Origin of the sequence: Carnimonas bestiolae, from assembly GCF_051251145.1 — a bacterium.
In the GTDB taxonomy this organism is placed as follows: domain Bacteria; phylum Pseudomonadota; class Gammaproteobacteria; order Pseudomonadales; family Halomonadaceae; genus Carnimonas; species Carnimonas bestiolae.
In genome coordinates this window covers 13,636-31,470 of sequence record NZ_JBPCZK010000006.1, presented here as the reverse complement: position 1 = coordinate 31,470, position 17,835 = coordinate 13,636, and the positions used below count along the sequence as shown (strand labels likewise).

General features: G+C 58.3%; 17 protein-coding genes. 4 read left to right on the top strand and 13 right to left on the bottom strand.

The window, feature by feature from the left end:
- Positions 1-20: 20 nt before the first annotated feature.
- Positions 21-506, bottom strand: a complete 486-nt coding sequence (locus R84865_RS08595) for a DinB family protein (protein WP_435639392.1) — start codon at positions 504-506, stop codon at positions 21-23.
- 308 nt (positions 507-814) lie between these two features.
- Here R84865_RS08595 and aroE point away from each other — a divergent pair, with 308 nt between their 5' ends.
- From aroE to R84865_RS08575, 4 genes are all read left to right on the top strand, one after another.
- Complete coding sequence (gene aroE, locus R84865_RS08590; RefSeq protein ID WP_435639391.1) at positions 815-1,633, top strand: shikimate dehydrogenase; 819 nt, start codon at positions 815-817, stop codon at positions 1,631-1,633.
- A gap of 139 nt (positions 1,634-1,772) precedes the next feature.
- The gene (locus R84865_RS08585) at positions 1,773-2,630 is read left to right on the top strand and encodes an ATP-binding protein (protein WP_435631334.1); all 858 of its coding nucleotides are present in this window, start codon (positions 1,773-1,775) and stop codon (positions 2,628-2,630) included.
- A 504-nt stretch (positions 2,631-3,134) separates the two neighbouring features.
- Complete coding sequence (locus R84865_RS08580) at positions 3,135-3,740, top strand: DUF2946 domain-containing protein (RefSeq protein ID WP_435639390.1); 606 nt, start codon at positions 3,135-3,137, stop codon at positions 3,738-3,740.
- Positions 3,741-3,899: 159 nt separating this feature from the next.
- On the top strand, positions 3,900-5,321 hold the full coding sequence (locus tag R84865_RS08575) for a PepSY-associated TM helix domain-containing protein (protein WP_435639389.1): 1,422 nt from the start codon (positions 3,900-3,902) through the stop codon (positions 5,319-5,321).
- A gap of 187 nt (positions 5,322-5,508) precedes the next feature.
- Here R84865_RS08575 and der read toward each other — a convergent pair whose 3' ends face one another.
- From der to R84865_RS08515, 12 genes are all read right to left on the bottom strand, one after another.
- Positions 5,509-6,915, bottom strand: a complete 1,407-nt coding sequence (gene der / locus R84865_RS08570; protein ID WP_435631458.1) for a ribosome biogenesis GTPase Der — start codon at positions 6,913-6,915, stop codon at positions 5,509-5,511.
- A 329-nt stretch (positions 6,916-7,244) separates the two neighbouring features.
- On the bottom strand, positions 7,245-8,405 hold the full coding sequence (gene bamB, locus R84865_RS08565; protein ID WP_435637648.1) for an outer membrane protein assembly factor BamB: 1,161 nt from the start codon (positions 8,403-8,405) through the stop codon (positions 7,245-7,247).
- Positions 8,402-9,073, bottom strand: a complete 672-nt coding sequence (locus R84865_RS08560; protein ID WP_435631338.1) for a YfgM family protein — start codon at positions 9,071-9,073, stop codon at positions 8,402-8,404. Before R84865_RS08560 ends, bamB begins: the two co-directional genes overlap by 4 nt.
- A gap of 120 nt (positions 9,074-9,193) precedes the next feature.
- Complete coding sequence (hisS, locus tag R84865_RS08555) at positions 9,194-10,495, bottom strand: histidine--tRNA ligase (protein ID WP_435639482.1); 1,302 nt, start codon at positions 10,493-10,495, stop codon at positions 9,194-9,196.
- Positions 10,496-10,609: 114 nt separating this feature from the next.
- Positions 10,610-11,716: a RodZ domain-containing protein gene (locus R84865_RS08550; RefSeq protein ID WP_435639388.1), complete on the bottom strand. Its 1,107-nt coding sequence runs from the start codon at positions 11,714-11,716 to the stop codon at positions 10,610-10,612.
- Entirely contained in the window at positions 11,713-12,480 is a 768-nt protein-coding gene (locus tag R84865_RS08545) for a tetratricopeptide repeat protein (RefSeq protein ID WP_435631340.1), read from the bottom strand. Before R84865_RS08545 ends, R84865_RS08550 begins: the two co-directional genes overlap by 4 nt.
- Positions 12,481-12,521: 41 nt before the next feature.
- The gene (rlmN, locus tag R84865_RS08540) at positions 12,522-13,652 is read right to left on the bottom strand and encodes a dual-specificity RNA methyltransferase RlmN (protein ID WP_435639387.1); all 1,131 of its coding nucleotides are present in this window, start codon (positions 13,650-13,652) and stop codon (positions 12,522-12,524) included.
- An 84-nt stretch (positions 13,653-13,736) separates the two neighbouring features.
- Positions 13,737-14,162 (bottom strand): nucleoside-diphosphate kinase, encoded by a 426-nt coding sequence (gene ndk / locus R84865_RS08535; RefSeq protein WP_435631342.1) that lies wholly within the window; start codon positions 14,160-14,162, stop codon positions 13,737-13,739.
- Positions 14,163-14,325: 163 nt separating this feature from the next.
- The gene (locus R84865_RS08530; RefSeq protein ID WP_435631343.1) at positions 14,326-14,652 is read right to left on the bottom strand and encodes a HesB/IscA family protein; all 327 of its coding nucleotides are present in this window, start codon (positions 14,650-14,652) and stop codon (positions 14,326-14,328) included.
- Positions 14,653-14,699: 47 nt separating this feature from the next.
- Positions 14,700-15,866, bottom strand: coding sequence for a cysteine desulfurase family protein (locus R84865_RS08525; protein ID WP_435631344.1), 1,167 nt, complete (start codon positions 15,864-15,866; stop codon positions 14,700-14,702).
- A gap of 38 nt (positions 15,867-15,904) precedes the next feature.
- The gene (gene iscR, locus R84865_RS08520; protein WP_435631345.1) at positions 15,905-16,381 is read right to left on the bottom strand and encodes a Fe-S cluster assembly transcriptional regulator IscR; all 477 of its coding nucleotides are present in this window, start codon (positions 16,379-16,381) and stop codon (positions 15,905-15,907) included.
- Positions 16,382-16,709: 328 nt separating this feature from the next.
- Positions 16,710-17,546, bottom strand: a complete 837-nt coding sequence (locus R84865_RS08515; RefSeq protein ID WP_435639386.1) for an RNA methyltransferase — start codon at positions 17,544-17,546, stop codon at positions 16,710-16,712.
- Positions 17,547-17,835: the final 289 nt, after the last annotated feature.

The window sequence follows — 17,835 nt, the reverse complement described above, 5'->3', positions numbered from 1 at the left end:
GCGCCCGACAACGCTCTCGATCAGGGGGAACTGCGATAGGAGACAAAGTCGGTTTCGGGGTCAGGCACGCCGAGCCAGGTAACGGCATAGGTGAGCTTGCCGCGCTGTAGCACTCCGAAGTTGATCACTTCGAACAGCACCTCTGCGCTGGTAAGCTCGCACTTGATACCAGTAGTGCCGACAATGCTGACGGCCTGATCCAGATTGGTGCTGTTGATCTCCGCCGCTACCTTGCGCCATTTGCGGCATTGACCGCGCAGGGCAGCGGCAAGGCTATCACGCCCCTTGATCATCATCTCGGCGGCATCGCTGCTGTCGTTCAGATAGCTGCCCATCCAGCGGCGTTCGATGTTTAGCTGGTAATTCAACGTATCGTGAATCGATCCCTGATCCAGCCCTAGATCGCGACGGTAGTCGCCCTCGCTGACCTCCATGCAGGCACCCAATATTCGCTGGGTGGCCCATTCGTGATAATTGATGAGTGAGCGTAAAGAATCTGCAATCATGAACGGTCGATGTACCTTGAAGTTGTTAGAGACTGCGATTAGCTGGGCCATTCAGCGTAGCGTCAGTATCTTGATGTAACGGTTCGTCACTTTAATGATGTTGCCACAAGGTAACCTATCGGAAGATCGAAAAGCTACCGCAAGGCGGGCTTTGCAATTGCCTGATGTTCAAGTCAATGTTTCACTTTCAGTCTGTTGTGGCGGGAAGCGTTTCCATCTGCTCGGCAGATTGGCTGGATACTCTGCACGCTCGGCCGTTTTATTCCCTGCGCTGTATTTGAATACCGCTTTCACTTAAAGGAGTTGTCGTGTCGCTGCTGTATTGCGTCTTTGGCCATCCCATCCATCATTCTCGTTCGCCTGATATTCACCTCGCCTTCGCACGTCAATTCGGCCTTGATCTGCGCTACGAAAAGCGCGAAGCACCGCTTGATGGATTCGCCGATAGCGTCGCGGCTTTTATTGCGGAAGGCGGTAGCGGTGCCAATGTCACCGTACCCTTCAAGCAACAAGCGCTTACACTTGCTAGTCAGGTATCTGACAGAGCAAGGCGAGCGGGTGCCATCAACACCCTGAAGCGTACCGACGCCGGTGATCTTTATGGCGATAACACCGACGGTGAAGGGCTGGTCAGCGACTTGAAACGGCTGGGAATCGAGCTTGCTGGCGCCAATATTGCCATTCTCGGGGCCGGTGGAGCCGTGCGAGGGGTGCTGGCGCCGCTACTGGCGCAGCAACCCAAGCGGTTAGTGATTGCCAACCGTACGGTGGCGCGGGGAGAGCAGCTTGCTCAAGAGTTTTCGGATCTGGGTGCCATTGAAGCGGTGGCCCCTGACGCGCTTAGCGACGCCTTCGATCTTGTGATTAATGGCACTAGCGCTAGCCTGTCGGATGAGCTTCCTGCCTTGGGCAACGTTAGCCTGGCGGCCAACGGCTGGGGCTATGATATGGTTTACGCAGCAGCGCCGACGGCGTTTATGCGCTGGGCCAGCGAGCAAGGCGGCAACAGTGCCGATGGCTTGGGAATGCTGGTAGGGCAGGCGGCAGAATCGTTTTATGTGTGGCTTGGCAAGCGCCCTGACCCCGAGCCAGTGCTGTTACAACTGCGCAAACAGCTATCGGCCTGACGCGTTCGCTGAGTGAGGCCAACGCGTCACCACGCTTAAGCGCCGCGCAAAAAGTGCCGCTAGCACGATATTGCGCTAACACAGCGCGTTCCGATAGCGCTGGTAACGGTCGCTATTCAGAAAAAATAATGGGTGAGAGATGAATGAGGAGTTGAGTGCGCGTTTGCTGGAGCTATTGACGCGTATTGAGCCGCTGCTGCCGCCCGAGCGCAGCGAGGTTGACTGGACGCGGGACATCGCGGCGTTATGGGAGCGTCATCCGCTGGCCGGTGGGCAACTGGTACCGGTGGCCCCGCGCGACGATGTGCGTTTGGATGATTTGGTCGGTATTGAGCGCCAAAAGAAGCAGCTGGTCGATAACACCCGGGCGTTTCTTACTGGGAAACCGGCTAACCACGCGCTGCTATGGGGGGCGCGCGGTACCGGAAAATCGTCGATCATTCGTGCGCTGCTAAACGACTTCCATTCTCAGGGGCTGCGGCTGATTCAGGTCGATCGTTACGACCTGATTGGCCTGCCGGGGCTGGTGGCGCGGCTGCGTGATTTGCCGCAGCGCTTCATCGTTTACTGTGACGATCTCTCCTTCGAAGGCAGCGACGATGCCTATAAGGCGCTGAAAAGCGTGCTCGACGGCACCTTGACTGGACCGCCCGAAAACGTGCTGATCTACGCCACCTCCAACCGACGCCACCTGCTGCCGGAAAGCTCTGCTGACAATCAGGCAACGCACATCGTCGATGGTGAACTGCACCACGGCGACGCAGTAGAAGAGAAGGTCTCGCTGTCCGATCGTTTCGGCGTATGGCTAGCATTCCACGCTTTCAATCAGGATAACTTCGTCGCCGCCTGCGAACATTGGGTAACGTATCTGGGTAGTCAATGGTCAGAGCAGGCACGCACCGAAGCCTTGCGCTACGCCACACTGCGCGGCGTGAGAAGCGGCAGGGCAGCATGGCAGTTCGCTTGCCAATGGGCCGGTGCCGACGCCGATGCCTAGCGCGCTTCCTTTGCCATAAGGTGATATGCGATGCAGGTAATAGGTGCCTTTGCCTGATGGTTTAGCTACCGTATTGCTCGTAAAAACTCCCGCTTACTAAAAGTAAGCGGGAGTTTTTTATGCTCATCCAGACGCGATCGATCGACGGCTAAGGCTAAGCGTCAATCGCTCCGCCGAACCGCCGAACCGCCGAACCGCCGAACCGCCGAACCGCCGAACCGCCGAACCGCCGAACCGCCGAAAAAAATGGCGGGTGGTCTAGTAAAGGCAAGGCTGGTGAGTGGGAGTAGGGCATATTCTCGGCCGTTGCCGAGATGGGGGATTGGTCGATAAGCGCGCGGTAGCTCACAGATTCGGAATGGCGTGTTGGCGCAGGCCGCTCAGCGCACTGAACTTTGGCTTAATAGGCAAGTGAATGGGCGGTCTGCTGGGCCTGTTTAGGTGGTGAAAGCGGTCGGTAGGCGTAGAATGTGGCGCACCCTGTTCGCATAGGATTCGATGCGCATGCACACTATTCGCCGCCGCTATGGCGATATTGCTGCGTTAATGTCACTGCTGGCCATACTGATGTTATTCATTGGGCCATTAGTGTCGCGCACGCTAATGTGTGCTGAGCACGCCCATGCTGCTCCGGCAGCAATGGCTGATGCTGTGCGCTTCGATTTTCCCCAACGCGGCATGCCCGGTGCTTCTTCTACATCGATGGCGGCAGCCAGCGGTGTAGCGGAGCGGGCGCATCACGCGATGCTACACGCGTCCCACGCATCCCACGCGTCCCACGAGCATTTTGCTTCGCAGGAGGTAGCGTCCGCGGAGGCACAGGGCGACGCGACGATGCCAATGGCATCGCATCACGCGAGCCATGCTCATGCGTCCATGCCCAGTGTTTCTCATCAGCACTCCGACTCAAGCGCCGATTGGTTCGATTTGTGCGGCTATTGCTCATTGTGGCAGCACTTCCCTCTGGTGCACTTAACGCTTCCAGCCATCGCGGTGAGTCACTTTCCGCCGCACGCTGCGCGCGTGTCCTCGGTGGTTCCCGTTGTTATACGGGCTATGCCACGTTCTCCTGCCCAGCCACGCGCTCCTCCTTCCTTGTTGATCTCCTAATACGTTAATTGTTCAGGCTGCTTGCGGGTGGAGCTGTTTGCCTTGCCCGCGCCAATGAGCAGCCGCCATGCATGTTCGCTCCATGTCGCCTCAACGCGTGGTTATTGCGCTTGGTCGGCCGCGAACCTGTGTTCGTGCGTGTATTACAGGGTGATGAGAATGTCTTCTTCCCGATTATCAACGTCGCAGCCGCCAACAAGCGCTGCGCGTACTTTTCTGTCAACGCTGCATTTCTATATTGGCCTGTTAGTGGGGCCGTTCATCTTTGTCGCGGCATTTACCGGGCTAATGTATGCGCTAACGCCGCAGCTTGAGCAATGGCTCTATGCTGATGCGCTCTATACCAATAGTGAAGGTGAGCCGAAGTCTCTTGTCGAACAAGCCACTGCGGCGCAGCGCTATCTTGCCGAGGAGCAGCACGCTGAACTGAGTCTCTCATCGATTCGGCCGGCACCGGGCAGCGGTGATACGACGCGGGTAATGTTTGCCAATGCGCAATATGGCCCGTCTGAAAACCGCACGGTGTTTATCGATCCACAGACCTTGGCGGTAAAAGGCGATCTCACCACCTACGGTACTTCTGGTGCCTTGCCGTTAAGAATGACGCTGGATTATTTGCATCGTGGTTTGCTACTTGGGGATTGGGGGCGCTACTACAGTGAAACGGCCGCTTCCTGGCTGTGGGTGATGGTGGTGGGCGGTATCGTCCTATGGGCGACTGGCCCGAGGAAGCCCAAGGGAGCCGCCGCGGCTCACAAGGGCAGTAGACGTCGCTGGCTGCATGCCACGCTGGGCGTCACGCTGTCGCTAGGGGTGGTGTTCTTCTCGCTCACCGGCATGAGCTGGTCGCAAGCGGCAGGTGCCCATATTACGCAGTGGCGCACCTCCGTGGGCTGGGGCACCCCGGCAGTATCCACGTCGCTGGATCCACACCATGCGGTCGCGATGCATCACCACGGCGGTGACCCTTCGAACCGTACCTTGTCGCCTCATCCCGACCCGATGCTGGCGATGCGTGAAAAGGGCACCCTGCAACAGCTCGATAGGGTGGCTGAGGCGGCACGCGCAGCGGGTATCGACCCCAGCGTAATGGAGATTAGAACGCCCAAGCCGGGTGCCGCTTGGTCGGTGCGTGAGTACCAGCGCAAATGGCCGACCAAGGTCGATGCGATTGCGCTCGACCCTGCCACGCTGAAAGTGACCAGCCGTGCAGAATTTGCCAGCTTCCCGCTGTTGGCGAAGCTGATTCGATGGACGGTCGATTTCCATGTGGGGATTCTGTTTGGCTGGCCCAATCAACTGTTGGTGGCGCTGATGGCCGTTGGGCTGATGACCATTATCGGTTACGGCTATGCGGCCTGGTGGGCGCGCAAATTCAAGCTGGCGCCGCCGCTGCTGAGCTATTGGGTGGCGCTCTCCCATCCAGCCAAAGTTGTTTGGGCGGCACTGGCACTGATGGTGGGGTGGGCATTCCCCGCGTTAGGCGCAAGCCTGGCGGTGTTCCTGTGCATCGATCTGGTTCGCTGCGCAGTGATTGCCGCTAACGGCCGTTCCGACGCTGATCAGCAGTCATTGGCATAAAGACAGTGGCCTGAAAGCGCCTGCACGGCAAGCGGGCGCTGTGTGGCTGACAGTGGCTGCGCCCATTTAGAAACGACAATGCGCCCCGCTCTTCATCGAGCGGGGCGCATTGTTATGGGGAGCGTTGTGGCACTGTGCGCAAGGATCGCGTAGCTCCCCGCGGCGAGGGTTGACCCGCCTTCCCTCGCTAGCGGCGGTTGCGCCGACTCTCGCGGGTTTTTGCCAATTGGCGTGCCTTGGCCTTTTCGCGGTCGCTGGCATCGCTGCTGCGATCGAAAGGGTTGTCGCCGCCGCGAAATTCAAAGCGTAGCGGCGTTCCCTTGACCTTCAGCACTTTGCGGAAGGTATTGATCAGGTAGCGCTTGTAAGCTTCAGGAAGGCGATTGATCTGGTTGCCGTGAACAACGATCAGCGGCGGGTTATTGCCGCCCTGATGCGCCATTTTGAGGCGAATGCGGCGACCGTTGATCATTGGCGGCTGGTGCTCGCTAACGGCGTCTTTCAAAAGGGTTGTCAGACGATTGGTCGACCAGCGTGCAGTGGCGCTCTTGTAGGCGCGTTCCAGCGAAGGATAAAGATCCCCCACGGCAGTACCGTGCAGCGCGGAAATGAAGTGCATGTCAGCGTAATCGGCAAAGCCCAGTCGGCGCTTTATTTCGCCGCGCATCTTCTCCTTGGCTTCCTGCTCAAGGCCATCCCATTTGTTAACGGCAATCACCAGCGCACGGCCAGTATTCAGCACGTAATCGAGCAAGTGAAGGTCCTGCTCGACCAGACCGCTGCGCGCGTCCAGCACCATAATCGCGACGTTACAGCTTTTGATCGCGTCGAGGGTTTTGATGATCGAGAACTTCTCGGCGATTTCACTCACGTTCTTGCGCCGCCGAATCCCCGCCGTGTCTACCAGCACATAGGGGCGTCCGCGCCGTTCGAAGGGAATCTCGATGGCATCGCGGGTGGTGCCCGCTTCGTCAAAGACCACCACGCGTTCTTCGCCGAGCAATCGGTTAACCAGTGTCGACTTGCCAACATTGGGGCGTCCGACCACACCAATGCGAATGCCCTGATCATCAAGCTCTGGGTGAATATCGCCTTCGGCAACCTCGGGGAAAGGCTCGAGCACCAGTTCGATCAACTGGGTAACGTTGCGTCCGTGCGAGGCAGCAATGGGGCAAGGCTCGCCCATGCCAAGCGCATAAAACTCGGTGGTGGCCGTTTCTTCGGGCAGACCGTCGGTCTTGTTAACCACCAGCCAGGTTTTCTTCTGATTGATACGCAGATGGCGGGCGATAGCCTCATCGGTAGGCGTCAGGCCACTGCGGGCGTCTACCAGAAACAGCACAATATCGGCTTCATCGATGGCGAGCAGCGACTGCTCGGCCATCGCGGCGTCGATGCCGCGTTCATCACCGCTGATACCGCCGGTATCGATCACGGTGAAGGGTTTGTCGCCCAATTGGCCGTTGCCGTACTGACGGTCACGCGTCAGGCCCGCGAAATCCGCCACTATGGCATCGCGGGAGCGAGTCAATCGATTGAAAAGCGTCGATTTGCCGACATTAGGGCGACCGACCAGGGCAATAACGGGGTTCATATACAAACTCAACAAGGCGCCTGCGTAAGCAGTACGCAAAATAGGGTAATCACTGCGGCGTGTAACCGCCTTGGCACGAGCGTTTGGCAGTTGTAGATCGGCATTGCCGATACCGCGCAGATGAAAGTGCTGCAATGGTAGCGAAGTATAGCGAATTTCCATAGCGGCTTTTCACCGCTGCGGCGTTTGCGAGCCACCGTGGCAAGGGAGAGCAACCTTCACCGTCTCGCTGGGCGCGCAGCGACGCCATTGATGGAGCGACAAGCCAGCACGCACAAGGGGCGCCTTAAGCGCCCCTCGTTAGATGTAGCGTAACAATGTGCGCTGTTTTATTGCGCGCCGGTTTGATACGCCACTAGTTTGCCGGAGAAGGTCAGCACGTAAAAGGTATTGCCATCGCTGAGCGGGGTAATACCGATGCCGTCGCCACCCAAACTGTCGCGTCCGTCGAGCTTACCGCTGGTTGCGTCGAGCAGGTGCACATAGCCTTCGAAGTCGCCGACCGCCAACTGACCGTTAACGTAGGCCGGAGCTGTCAGGTTGCGGCCCTCAAGATCACTGTTTTCCCACAGCGACTGACCGCTCATCGCATCGAACGCATGCACGTGGCTTTTCGCATCGACGGTGTAGAGCGTGCCGCCTTCCAGCAGCGGTGTGCGATAGCTTGATTCGCTGTGTTCCCACAGCGGCTCGCCGGAGCGCACGTTGACCGCAATCAGATTGCCGTTGTAGCCGGAAGCGTAAAGGCGTCCATCTTCCGTCAGCACCGGCTGGGCAACCACGTCGTTCATTTGCTGCACCGCATTGCTGCCTTCAGGCACACCAACGCGCGCGTTCCACATCATGTTGCCCGAGCGATTATCGAACAAGGCAATCTGACCGTTGGCGAAGCCAGCGAAGGTAACCGGGTCGATGGTGCGCGGTGTGGGGTTGCCGTGCAGCGTTAATGATGGCTGTTGAGAAGCGTAGAGCCACTGCTGGTTGCCTGATAGCTTATCGAGGGCGGTCAGGGTGCCATCGACACTCTGAACGACCACCAGGTTGCTGTTGGCCTGCGGCGTGCTGGCAACGGCACTGGCGACCTGGGTGCGCCATACGACGCTACCGTCGCTAATGCTGATTGCCAGCACTTCGCCCTTGGCGGTACCTACAAACAAGCGGCCATTGTTCACGCTAACGCCGGTAGATACCGGTACGTGCAGCTGCTGTTCCCACTGCACCTTGCCTGTTTCGGCATCGATGGCAGTCAGCTTGCCTTCAGCATCGGCTGCGTACAAGACACCGCTGTCGAGGGCTGGCTCGATATGATTGCGGGCCCGGCCTAGATTGCCGATGCCGCGATCCCACAGCGTCTTGAGTGCCACGGTTTGTTGAATGCTGGTCAACGGCTTGGGTGCGGGGTCGGGTTTGACGCCGCCGCCGCAGCCTGCCAAGAACGCTGATACCGAAAGCGCACATGCGACCGTGCGGAGGGGGTAACGCAATTTCATGAAGCCTCCTGGGGAGCAATATCATCGAGCTTAAGCTGGATGCCGTAGTTAGGCATCTGCTGCGCTTTTGCAGTATCGAGGGCGGTTTGATACGCCTTGCGCGCGTCGTCAAGACGCTGCAATCCGACCAGTGCATCGCCGCGAGCGGAAAGTTGCTGCACCTTCAGCTCGTTGGGAATATCGATATCAAGCGTTTTCAGCGCGGTTTCATAATCCTTTCGAGCGATCTGCACGCGCGCCAGATTAATGGTGGCAACCTGTTTGACGAAGTCGTTTTGCGCGCTGGATATCAGCTGCTGAAGACTGGCCGCCGCGGTACCGGTGTCGCCGGCATCTACGGCAACGCGAGCCTGAATCAAGCGGGCAAAGTCAGCGTACAGGGTGCCGCCGTGCTCATCGGCCAGCTTATTGGCCAGCTGTGATACCTGATTGCGCTGCTCATCAGGGAGCTTGGTAAAGTCGCTGGTCAGCTCCATGAGCTGGTCGTACATTTGGGACGCGGAAGCTGCCTGATTGCTTTTGTGCTGCTGCCACGCGTTCCACGCGAGGATGGCCGCAACTGCCAGCAGTACGCCAGCAATCAGCGACACTCCGTTGCGTTTCCACCAGCCAATGAACGCATCGGACTGTTCGTCTTCAAGGTCTATATCTTTGATATCTCGCGCCACGCAGTTGTCTCCTGTTCGCGCTTCGCTGTTACGGTGCCGCGCGCCAAGGTGCAGCCGATAGCCGCACGCCACGCAGGCGTGTATCCGCCGTTATGGTGAAACGGCGCGTCACCGTGTGTATTACTGTGCGGACTCAAACAAAACCGCCAGACGCTCGCCAAGCTGTGCCTGCGACACTTGCTCCTGATCGCGTTCTTCACGCAGGAACTTGATGCCCACAGTGGCGTTGGCGCTCTCTTCCTCTCCCAGCAGCAGGGCAATGCGCGCGCCGCTACGATCAGCCTTTTTAATTTGGCTTTTGAAGCTACCGCCGCCGCAATGCAATTGCAGGCGCAGCGATGGAAGCTGATCGCGCAACTGCTCGGCCAGCGGCAGTGCCATCTGTTCAGCCCGAGTACCTACCGCGGTCAGGTACACATCCACAGTGTTGCCGATGGTATCAGGAAACAGGTCGAGTGTTTCAAGTAGCAGCACCAAACGCTCGATTCCTAGACCAAAGCCTATCGCCGGCACATGCTTGCCGCCGAGCTGCTCGACCATGCCGTCGTAGCGGCCACCGCCGCACACGGTTCCCTGGCTACCCAGAGCAGTGGTAGTCCACTCGAACACGGTGCGACTGTAGTAATCGAGGCCGCGCACCAACCGCGTGTTAATGCGGAAGGGAATGCCTAACGCGGTGAGTCGATCCTTGAGATAGTCGAAGTGAGCGCGTGATTCATCGTCGAGATGGTCAATCAAGCGCGGCGCCCCGGCCAGCATGTCAGCCATATCGGGGTTCTTCGAATCGAGGATGCGCAGCGGGTTAGTGGTCAAGCGACGCTGGGAGTCTTCATCAAGTTCGTGCTTGTGCTCGGTCAGGTAGTCGACCAGCAGGCTGCGGTACTCGGCGCGCGCTTCGGGCGTGCCGAGCGAGTTCAGCTCCAGCGTTACCTGGTCGGAAAGCCCCAGCTCACGCAGCAGTCGGGCAGACAGCAGAATCAACTCGACATCGATGTCGGGCCCCGCCAGATTGAAAATCTCGACGCTCAACTGGTGGAACTGGCGGTAGCGGCCTTTTTGCGGACGCTCGTAGCGAAACACAGGGCCGGTGGTCCACAGGCGCTGTGTCTGGTTGAACGCGAGGCCATGCTCGATCACTGAGCGAACGACGCCTGCGGTAAACTCTGGGCGCAGCGTAACGCTCTCGCCATTGCGATCGTCGAAGGTATACATCTCTTTTTCGACAACGTCGGTGGCTTCACCGATGGAGCGCTGGAAGAGGGTGGTGTCTTCGAGAACCGGGGTACGAATTTCGCTGTATCCGTACCGAGCAAGAATGTGCTTGAAGGTCGCTTCTACATACTGCCATTTGGACGATTGGTCGGGCAGTAAATCGTTCATGCCACGAAGGCCTTTTAACTTGCTCACTATCGACTCCGAAATTAGCCAGCTAGGCGGGTAGTATTCGCAGATATTGCAGTATAAACCGTTGGCCCCTGCGCGATAAATCGGTCGCGCAGGGGCCTTCGCGTATGCATTTACACGTAACGCGCTGTGTTATTGGTTACCCAGCGTGAAGCGGGCAACCTGACCACCGCGTGAATGGCTTTTTAGATCAACGGCTTCGCCATCGTAGTTCACGCTAACGCTCGAGGAGTTGCCGATTACCAGCCGGAACGGCGGGGTGCCGCTAACGGTTTGCTGACTGCCTGCCTTTTGCAGACCATCCAATACCCGCTTGCCAGAGGCGTCGGTAATGCGCGTCCACGACTCATTCTGGAAGCTCAGCGCAATGCTGTTGCTGTCAGCGGCAGCGCTGGCCTGTTCGCTATCGCTAGCGTTGGCGTTGCTGGTCGCACCATTCGTCGCGTTGGCGTTCGCGTTGTTCTGCGCATTTTGCGCCTGCTGTTCCTGCTCGCGGCGGCTCATCGCCTCGGCCTCGCTGGCGGTCATCTTGGCACCGTCAACGCCCTGGCCCACGTTCATTTGCAGGCCTTGATCGTTGCTGGTGTTATTGGCAGCGTCATTCGAGCCGTTGGCTGGGGCAGCAGAAGTGTTGTCGTTGCTGTCACTGGCGGTGCCCTGATCAGCGCTGCTGCTGTTCGCAGCGGTATTTTGGGTTGAGTCGCTGGCCGTTGCGGTATCAGCGTTTGAAGTATCCGGCGCGTTGGACGATGACGACTCGTTATCGAGCGCCAGCTGCGACGACGAGCTGTTATTTTGCTGATGCGCGCTGAAGTCGGAGCCGCTATGGCTACGCCACCACAGCACCGTAACGGCGATCAGCGCGATCACCACAATCAGGCTGATCAGGCGGAAGGCAAACTTGCCCAGCTTGCTGGGGCGCTTGATGGGTTTGATCGGTGTGGAAGGGCGAATCGGCTCTTCGCCTGCCCCGTGGGTGGCATCGTGCGCTTTCAGCACGGCATCCGGGCTAATTTCCAACAGGCGTGCGTAGGCGCGCAGGTAGCCGCGACGATAGGCTGGAATTCGCAGCTGATCGTACTCTTCGGTTTCGAGTCCGTTGACCAGACTCGGGCGCAGATTAAGCTGAGCAGCAGCCTGCTCCAATCCCCACCCTTTGCGCTCCCTGGCACTGCGAAGCATTTCGCCTGCCGTTTGCGAAGTATGTTGGGATTCCGCGGTAGATGGCTGATCGCTCATTCCGAAGTCCTTTTGGTGGTCGCGGTTGATGATTGTATGGATGTTCCACCCGATGCTGCCTGATGCTCTTTGCGGGTTAGCGCGGCATCAAGCACTTGTGCTTCTCGGCTGCCGCTGCCTGCCATCTGCTCATAGCGTGTCAGGTATGCGCGTGAGCCTGCGATATCACCATCTTCCAGCTTCTGGTAGGCAACCGCAATGATAACGGTTGGCTGGTGCGGCGCGAGTCGCTGAGCTTCTTCGAGCACTTGGCGGGCATTGTCTTTATCGCCTGCCATAAGCCTGCATTGGGACAGATTGACCAACACGCCTGCCCGTCCCGGATAGTGCGTGTCTTTGGCTGCCTGAGCAAGCTGAGCGCAAGCGCCTTTAGTGTCGCCTTGCTCAAAGAGTAGCGAAGCGTAGTTATTTTGCACTTGCGGCGTGCTGATGGCGGCGTTGTCAGCAGCGGATTTGGCGTTCGCCAACGCACTTAGCGCACGCTGGTAGTAGGCGGCCGATGCCTGAGCGTTGCCTTCGCGCTGTTCCAGCAACGCCATGCCGTGCAGGGCAGCCGCATCGTTGCTTTGCTTGGCAAGCGCCTTGCCTAGCGCGGCGCGTGCCTTGTCGGCCTGTCCTTTGGAAAGATAGCCCATACCCAGCTCGGTGTAGGCATCGGCGGACTGCTGGCCGCTATCGGACGACGACCATGAGGCGCAGCCACCCAGCACCATGCCCAGAATAACCAGGGCGGTCATGGCGGCGAGGCGTGGCTGAAGGGTCATGGCGTTACCTTGTACGGTGAAAGTGCGAATCCGTTGACGCGCTAGCTAGCGTCAATCGATAGGGTTTGAATATAACGCTGCTGGCGACGGGTCTTATCCTTCACGCGCCCCACCAGCTGTCCGCAGGCAGCGTCGATATCGTCGCCGCGGGTGACCCTGACCGGTGCCTTGTGGCCCAGCTCGAACAGCCAGTGCTGGAAGCGCATCACCTGATTGCGCGACGGCTTTTCATAGCCTGAGCCGGGGAAGGGGTTGAAGGGAATCAGGTTAATCTTGCATGGAATGCCGCGCAGCCGTTCGGCCAACTGGGTAGCGTGATGCTGCTGATCGTTAACGCCGGCCATCAGCGTATATTCCACGGTGAGCATGCGCGCGTCGGGGCATTTGTCGAGATAGCGCCGACAGGCATCCAGCAGGGTTTCGATGTTGTATTTGCGGTTAAGCGGCACTAGCTCATTGCGCAGCTCGTCGTTGGGAGCGTGTAGCGAAATGGCCAGGCTGACATCGATTTCATCGCCGAGCTGGTCGATTTTTGGCACCAGCCCGGAAGTGGAAAGCGTGACACGCCGTTTTGAAATGCCATAGGCGTTGTCGTCGAGCATCAGCTTCATGGCTGATACTACGGGTCTGAAATTCATTAGAGGTTCGCCCATGCCCATCATCACCACATTGGTGACGGGCTTGCGGCCGTCCTCGTAGGTAGCTCCCGAATGGGTAGCGATCCACACCTGACCGATAATTTCGGCAGCGGTCAGATTACGGGCAAAGCCTTGCTTGCCGGTCGAGCAGAAGCTGCAGTCGAGAGAGCAGCCCACCTGAGAAGACACACACAGGGTGCGTCTGCCGTTGTCGGCAGGAATCAATACCATCTCGATCAGGCTGCCGCCTTCGGCTTCTACCACCCACTTGCGCGTACCGTCCCTCGATACGCCTTCATAGGCGATATCGGGCGCACGCACCTCCGCGACTTTCTCAAGGCGTTCACGCAGGGCCTTGGAGAGATTCGACATTTGCTGGAAGTCGGTAACGCCTTCCTGGTGAATCCATTTCATCACCTGGGGCGCACGGAACTTCTTCTCACCCAGTTCGACGAAGAAATGTTCCATTTCCTGACGTGATAGGCCGAGAAGGTTGACCGGTTGTGCTTCCACGCTATCGGTGTGCGGTGTCATGGTGTAGGCAACGTTTTTATCGAGAGGGTAGAAACGCGAACGCCTGCCACGGCAGTGTGGCAGGCAGCGTCACTGGGCTGGCGCTTAGCGTGCGTAAACGTCAACTTCAGCGAAGAAGTAGCTGATTTCACGTTTGGCAGATTCAACAGCGTCAGAGCCGTGTACGGCGTTGGCGTCGATTGAGCTAGCGAAGTCAGCGCGGATAGTACCAGCGTCGGCTTCTTTAGGGTTGGTAGCGCCCATCAGATCGCGGTTTTTCAGTACCGCACCTTCGCCTTCCAGTACCTGCACCATGACGGGGCCAGAGGTCATGAATTCAACCAGGTCGTTGAAGAAAGGACGTTCCTTGTGCTCAGCGTAGAAGCCTTCAGCCTGGGCGCGAGACAGGTGAACGAACTTGGCAGCCGCAATTTTCAGGCCGGCCTTTTCGAAGCGAGAGTAGATTTCGCCAACCACGTTTTTGGCAACGGCGTCAGGTTTGATGATGGAGAGAGTGCGTTCGATGGCCATGCTGGCTCCAATTAAGCTAAATGAACGCCACCGGCACTGTACCGGCGACAAAAGGAAGTCTATTGCGCCAACGTTACTGTTTCAGTAGCGCGCTTTTGCAAAGATCAAATGTTCGAGGCGCAATAGTATAATCGCTTGCGCCCCCGCTTGCATATGGCAAGCGCTAAACGCTGAAGCTCTCGCCGCAGCCGCATTCGTCCTTCACATTGGGGTTATTGAACTTGAATAGCTGGTTCAGCCCCTCGTTAATGTAGTCAACCTCGGTGCCGTCCATTACCGCCAGTGCCTCGCTATCGATGACCACGGTTGCACCGTACTGCTCGAACTGATGGTCGTCAGCGCCAACCTCATCCGCAAAATCAAGCACATAGGCATAGCCTGAGCAGCCGCTCGGCTTAATGCCCACGCGCAAACCAACGCCGCTGCCGCGTTCTGCGAGCACGTGTTGGATCTGTTGGGCGGCGGCCTCGCTGATACTGATATGGGCCATTGGAAAACTCCCTGCCGGTAAAGCAATAAGTGTAGTAAATGGTCTGGCTAGGCTGGCGCTTGAGTCGAGCGCAAGCGTGCCAGGGTCGCGGTAATAACGTCAGCAGCGCCATCGACGTCCTGTTCGGTGGAGAACCTGCCAAGGCTCAGGCGTAGCGTCGCCAGTGCGCGGCGCGTCGGAACGCCTAGTGCGCCAAGTACGTAAGAGGGCGCTACGTCGGCAGAGTTGCAGGCAGAGCCGGTAGCCGTTGCCAGCGAGCGCATTTCCATCAACAGTGTCTGGCCGTCAACGTCATCGAATCCCACGCTGAGAATGTTGGCGACGCCTTTGCCTTCTTCAATGGTGAAGTGAGCCCCGGGCAGTTGCTCAAGTCTTGCCACCAAGCGCGCACGCAGTCGGGCGATTCGCTGATTATCCTGCTCCTGCTCAGCCGAGGCGAGCGTAAAAGCGGTGCCCATGCCGACAATCTGATGCGTGGGCAGGGTGCCTGAGCGCATGCCGCGCTCGTGCCCGCCGCCGTGAATGAGCGGGGTAATTTGGGTGTCGCGGCGCACGTAAAGCGCGCCAATGCCCTTGGGGCCATATACCTTGTGTGCTGACAGCGACAGCATGTCGATCGGCTGAGTGCCAACGTCGAGCGGAATCTTGCCGGCCGCCTGGGCTGCATCAACGTGAAAGGCGGCGCCGTGCTGATGCGCAATGTTGCCTAGAGCATCGATGTCGTTGCGGCTGCCAATCTCGTTGTTCACCGCCATTAATGACACCAATATGGTGTCGGGGCGAAGCGCATCGCGCAGCTGTTCGGGGGTGATACGGCCATTGCTGTCCGGCGCTAGCAGAGTGACGTCGAAACCTTCCTGCTCAAGGCTGGCGGCAGTATCGAGAATCGCCTTGTGCTCGATGCTTGAGGTAATCAAGTGGCGGCCACGCGCCCGATTGGCACGCATGAAACCGATTAGGGCCAGGTTGTCTGCCTCAGTTGCGCCCGATGTCCAAACAATTTCGCGTGGATCGGCATGGATCAGGTCGGCTACCTGGCGGCGTGCGCCTTCTACCGCTTGCTCGGCCAGCCAGCCCAGCATATGACTACGCGAGGCGGGATTGGCGAAGGTGCCATCAAGCCCTAGATAGCGCGCCATCTCCTGTGCCACTCGCGGATCGACGGGAGTGGTGGCGGCATAGTCCATATAAATGGGCGTTGCGGAAAGTGCCATGAGAAATCCACTGCGATAAAGGTTGGGTAGAAGAGAGTTTACGCTCCTTCGCTGGAAAAGATCAGGCTGTCGTTCAACATGCTACCGCGCTGGCGTGCCGCTACTTCCTGAATATCCCTGCGATTGAGCAAGTCCTTGATGGTGATGTTATCAAGAAAGCTATAGAGCGCGTCCGATAGGTCGCACCATAAATGATGCGTTAGGCAGGTGTTGCCGTGCTGGCAATCTCCTCGCCCTTCGCAGCGCGTTACATCAATCGATTCGCTTACCGAGTCGATGATTTTGGCAATGGTAATCTCGCCAGCATCGCCTTGTAGGCGATAGCCGCCGCCAGGCCCTCTGACGCTGCTCACCAGATCGTTGCGGCGCAGTCGAGCGAATAGCTGCTCGAGATAAGAGAGTGAGATTTCCTGACGTTTTGATATTTCAGCGAGGCTCACAGGGCCATCTTCGGCATTGATGGCGAGGTCAAGCATCGCAGTCACGGCGTATCTGCCTTTGGTAGTGAGGCGCATAGGTATCGTCCGATGGGAGCGGTTATTGGAATATCATTACTTTTTCAACGTAGATCAAATTGGGATCGACAGCGAAAGGGTGACGCTATGCCGCGCTGGATTGGCGCATCCATGGGATCGCCTGACGTGGTGAGGGGCGCGAAGATGCCTGGGTGGTATTGAAGGACGCGTTGGTGCACTCTGTTGCTGAACAGGCTGCCTTCGTGGCGGACGCTCACGGCTATGAAAATGTAGCGGGGGCTCGCGCGGCTGGTACTCGGAATGTCGCACGCAAGTGGCGCGCGACACGGTTACCGTGGCCTATTATCGCCATTTCTGACAAAAACAGTCAACTTTTGGAGGGGGGAGTCAGTTTGTCTACGCTGGAGAGGATACCGCGCAGGATATTGGTTTCCATGCTGTCGAGGCGAGCTCTAAGCAATAAACGACGTAAACGCGCCATCAACTGACGAGGGTGCTCGGGATCGTGAAATCCTGTTGCGATCAAGGTGCGCTCAAAGTGTTCCAGCAGACGCTCGACATCAGCATGTGATGCTAAAGGGTTGTCCCACTCAACGTTTTGCATCGATTGCTGCAAGGCCGCGTCTTCATTCTGGCGATCGCTAAGCGCGGTGGCCTCGCTGTCGCCGGATGCTTCAAGCCAAGCCTGGCGCGATTCGTAGGCCATCAGTTGCACCGCAGCGGCAAGGTTTAGTGAGCCGAAGCTGTCGGACGTGGGAATGTGAACGTGGGTATTGCAGCGCGCCAGTTCGTCGTTGGTCAGGCCGCTGTCCTCGCGCCCAAACACGATCGCGATGCTGCTGTCGTGTGCTCCCCGCGCCACTTCTTCTTCCAACTGTAGTGAAAAACGCCGTGGCGTAATCATTGGCCACGGCATGGTGCGAGTACGCGCGCTGCATCCCACTACCCAACTGCAGGTGGTCAAGGCCTCTTCCAGAGAGCCGAAGCGCTGCGCAGCCTGAATAAGCTCATCAGCTCCCGAGGCGCGCGCCACCGCTTCTGAGGTATAGGGATCGCAGCGCGGTGCCACCAACACTAGCTGGCTAAGGCCCATGGTTTTCATGGCGCGCACCGCGCCGCCCACATTGCCTGGGTGGCTGGTGCCTACCAGTACGATACTGATGCGTGAAAGCCAGGAAGAGTCGTTGTCAGCAGGGGGTAACACGAGTAGCGCCTCCGGTATTGCGCAGTTAGCGGCGAGGCAATGAGGGCCTGTACGCCGTGGTCAAAGGCGGTAGGTTACCATGAACGCCCACTCGGGCGATGGTGTGCGGGGCATTGGGCTGCTATACTCTCGCTCCCTCGCGGCACGCTCATCAGGGCGCTTGACTGCCGCATTGCTAATTCGTTGTTGCCGCTGCGTTTCCCTGTGGTTGTTGAATGCCAACCGTCATCGGGCGCAGCGCTTGCTCTTTAACAGGCTGGCCGGTGGTGTGCGCTGATCCATTTCAGCG